Annotated in this window: 3 protein-coding genes and 1 pseudogene; 1 reads left to right on the top strand and 3 read right to left on the bottom strand. The window is 54.9% G+C overall.

The features are described from left to right. Window positions 1–400 (top strand): annotated as a pseudogene (locus QZY01_RS23600) (short-chain dehydrogenase); the annotation flags it as partial. A gap of 368 nt (window positions 401–768) precedes the next feature. Here QZY01_RS23600 and QZY01_RS23595 read toward each other — a convergent pair. From QZY01_RS23595 to QZY01_RS23585, 3 genes are read right to left on the bottom strand one after another with little or no spacing between them, the layout of a single operon-like run. Beyond that, window positions 769–1,668, bottom strand: a complete 900-nt coding sequence (locus QZY01_RS23595) for a plasmid partitioning protein RepB C-terminal domain-containing protein (protein ID WP_294542150.1) — start codon at window positions 1,666–1,668, stop codon at window positions 769–771. After that, a complete protein-coding gene (locus QZY01_RS23590; RefSeq protein ID WP_294542149.1) occupies window positions 1,665–2,552 on the bottom strand; it encodes a plasmid partitioning protein RepB C-terminal domain-containing protein in 888 nt (295 codons plus the stop codon). Before QZY01_RS23590 ends, QZY01_RS23595 begins: the two co-directional genes overlap by 4 nt. Then, the gene (locus tag QZY01_RS23585) at window positions 2,549–3,595 is read right to left on the bottom strand and encodes a recombinase family protein (protein WP_294542148.1); all 1,047 of its coding nucleotides are present in this window, start codon (window positions 3,593–3,595) and stop codon (window positions 2,549–2,551) included. The genes QZY01_RS23590 and QZY01_RS23585 overlap by 4 nt, the downstream gene beginning before the upstream one ends. Window positions 3,596–3,750: the final 155 nt, after the last annotated feature.

Genomic DNA, 3,750 nt, shown 5'->3' with positions numbered 1-3,750 from the left:
CCCGAACGACCTCGAATGGAAGGCGCGGCCCTGGTCGATGTACAAGGCTTACGGCCAGTCGAAACTGGCGCTCATGCTCACAAGCTTTGAGTTGGCGCGTCGCCTCGGCCAGACGCCCACGGTCAATGTCGTCCATCCTGGCGTCGTTGGCACACGGATCGGCAATCTCGGCGGTGGGTTGGGCGTCGCGTGGGCGCTGATGAAGCCAGTCTTTCTCACACCCGAGGCCGGCGCGCGAACGACGCTGCATGTGGCCACAGACCCGGCGCTAGCGTCGATGACCGGTCGTTATTTCAAGAAATCCGCGGCCGCCGAGCCGAACCCGCTCGGCATAGATCAGGGCCTGGCTGCGACCGTCTGGGCGCGCACCGAGGCCCTCCTCGGGCTCTCCGAAACATGAGCGCGTTCGGTTCCTACCGCATCACGGTTGACCCGCGCTGCTGCTTCGAGGACGAAGCCGCTTGCTTCTGTCCGTTCAAGGCTGCCGATCCTGATAGCGCAAACGGGGAGGCGCGAACATCCTTCAGGCGAATGTCGGCTTCGGAGCCGACGCCAATAAATTGGCGTTGCGCCGGGGAATGGCCGAATTAGGCGCGAAGCCGGCTACCGGACGTCGTTTCGAGCGGCCGCTATTCGCGCTTGGGAGCTTCCGCGCCGCTTAGGTGTTATGTTTCGGGCCTGCGGAGAGCTGGGAGCTGGGGAGGGAGTTGTCGTTGCGACCGCCCTGGTTTGAATCAGTCTTTTCTCTACAGGACGCCTCTGGAAGAATCATGCGGCCAATCCCGTCTGGTCCAACGAGGTTGCTGCAATAATCGATCTAAACTCGTCGAGAATTTCCGCATGATGCTGGCTCAAAAAGCGTTCGATTTCCTTATTTGCCACCAGTTTCCCAAGGTAGCCGGAGGCAATCACCAGGTGGAGGATATCGTCGCCGTAGGAATTCTCGATTTGTTTGAAATCTTGATGAAGCGATGCCATCTCCCGTTCCATTCGCGCCATCTGCTCGCGCGTCATTCCGGCAATTTTTTTCGGTCGGTCTGACCGAGTTAAATCATCTTGTTTTGTGGCCGCGAGAAGAGCTTTTGCGTAACTTGCCGACCAGTTTGCGGCTGTTCCCATCAGCTCTGCCGCTTCAATCTGCCGCAATGGCTTCATTTTTCGCAGAACAGAAAAGGTATGCTTGTTGATCGTCTTATCCTTGAGCATTTCGACCACTTCGGGGCAAATGCCGTTAAGAAGAATGCTTCGCCGTTTTATCATTTGGATATCGAGGTCGAGCGCTTTGGCCAGCTTCTCTGCCGATACACCGCTCTTCAGAGCCCGCAGGATCATAAAATGCTCCTGGATTGTCGCCAAACGATTGACGCGCTTGTTGTAAGTGAACGCCTCATCATCCTGAGATATTATACAACGAACATTGGACTCCCCGAGCTCTTGAAGAGCGGCGAGGCGAAGGTGCCCATCCAGAAGGAGGTATTTTTCCTCCTTCTTACCGAGCCGGCTCACGATCAAGGGCTCGACGACGCCAACTTCAGCAATTGAACGGAAAATACGGCGAAATTTTACTGTCCCTTTTTGAGAATCTGATATTTGTTTGCGTGGCAATAGAGATGTAATCGGCAGCGAAAATACTCGCTGTTCGAAGGCTGCTCGAACCTGGTCATTCATGTCCGTATCTCCGTTCCTAACCGCTCGGCAAGCGGTCGCGGCATTGTATGAATGGACTCGGCGCGAAGAAGCGTAACAAAATGATCGTCCGCCAAGAGCCGTTTCAATGCATTGACGACGAATAGGAGGCGACTTTGCGCAAGCGTCGCCCTTTTGACGAGCAGCTTCTGCCGCTCCGTTTCTCTCTGATATGCTCGCACCAGCCCGGCAGCAGTGACCTTTTTGGCTGGCGTTCGCATCGCCGGGGGCACACTGCAAATTGCTTTTCCGATTGAGTTCCGCTCTTCAACTATGCGGCGAATGGCGATGATTTGATTGCCGGGAATGGACTTATTTTCATAAGCCTCGGCAAGAGCGGTCTGAACTTGGCTATCATTTGCGCGGGCGATTTCCATGGCGATGGTTGGCGGAATTATTCCCTTCTCCACGCCCGCGAGCAGGCGTTCTTCACCGTGATCGAACAGATAAAAAACTGCTTTGATAAATTCTTCGCTGAAATCGGTCTTCGCCGCGATTTCCGCGATCGAATACCCCCGTTCGCGTAGGGAGGCTATTTCCCGCACGAACTCCAATGATGAACATTGCCGGCGAGCAAGATTTTCCACCAAACTCATGACGAAGCAGTCCTCAATGGAAGCTTCGATGACAATGGCCGGGATCGTATGCTGCCCAAGAGCGATAAAGGCTTCGAGGCGCCCTTGGCCGCAAACGAGATCAAATCCAGAGCCGTCTGCGCGAGCACCGACGGTGATCGGCTTTTTCAGCCCCAGATGGGCTATGCTCATCACGAGCTCATTGAATATTTTTTTGTTCCTTGCGCGAGGGTTCAAGACCGTGATCTTGTTGATCGGAATTTCAAGTATATTCGATGCAGGCTCCGTCATGACGCCCTCCTGATCTGGACTCGTGAAGTCAAGGAAAAGAGCGGGTCGATCGTCTCGAACCTGAATGCGTCGAGGTGGAGGCCATTTTCCTCCGCCATTCGCACGCGCTGCCCAAAAAAATTCATTCGAGGAAGGAAATAATAATCCTGCACCTCGCGGTTATCATGATCCATGCGCAAGACAACAGAGATATCCGGCTGAAGGCTCGTATCGAAACGAACTTTCCAGCGGTGAGCGCCTGTCGCTGTTTCAATGCATCTGGCGATAACGATCGAGGCTGTAATTTCACCATTTATCGTAAGCAGCTCGGTTTCCGGATGCTTAATGACCGTGCTTCCCGACGCTCGAATGGTGTCGATCGTTTTATCGACGACGCCTGAATGAAATGACCGGAGAAAACGATTGGTTTCCACATACCTATAGTCTCGACCGGGGGAGTAGCCGACCAATTTGTAGGCTCTCAGGAGACTACCAAAACGTGACTTATAGGCCGAGCTTGACGGAAGCCCGTCATGTTCATCGATAACGAGCGCCGATAGAAAACCGCTTTGCTCTAGCAGATTGGTGAGACATGCGAGCATGTCTTCGTCGGAATAGCGGCGGCTGCGCTCCACGATGATCCGGCGAGCGGCTTCAAACAAGGCCCGATCGACGATGGGTTCAAAAACGCCCGTGGCTTTGACAACCAATTCCGGCGGATTGCGCACACGGGTTTTTTTCAATTTGAAGGACACACGATTAAAGACGTTGTCGCCAACGTACTTCTCGTTCGTCAGGACCTGATGGACCGAGCCGCGTGTCCAGGCCCGTCCAAGATCGGTGAAGGTTCCCTCCGCATTCAATTTTTCTGCAATTTCCCGCTCCTTGACGGACATCTCCACGAACAGCCGATACATGCGGCGAACGGTAAGGACCTCGTCGGCCGGACCGGGTACCAGGATCACACGATCGGTCTGGAGGCTTTTTTGCTCGCCTTTGCGCAATTCTCCCTTTGGCTCCCCGCGCTCGTCCAAAAGCCGGCGACGGAGACCGTATCCGGCCAATCCTCCTTGCCTAACCTGATCTATTCACCGCGAGTTGCCTCCCTGGCCGATGGAGACGAGGTCTGCGCCGCTGGTCGCGCGTAATTGTTCGGCGCGTCGCGCCGTTTTTGGCCTTTTCGAACTTTGGTGACGCGCTGGAGGAGATTGGCGGGATG

This window comes from uncultured Rhodoblastus sp. (assembly GCF_903903185.1).
Classification (GTDB): Bacteria; Pseudomonadota; Alphaproteobacteria; order Rhizobiales; family Beijerinckiaceae; genus Rhodoblastus.
Note: the sequence above shows the minus strand (reverse complement) of the source record. Positions and strands in the feature narration are given on the sequence as shown.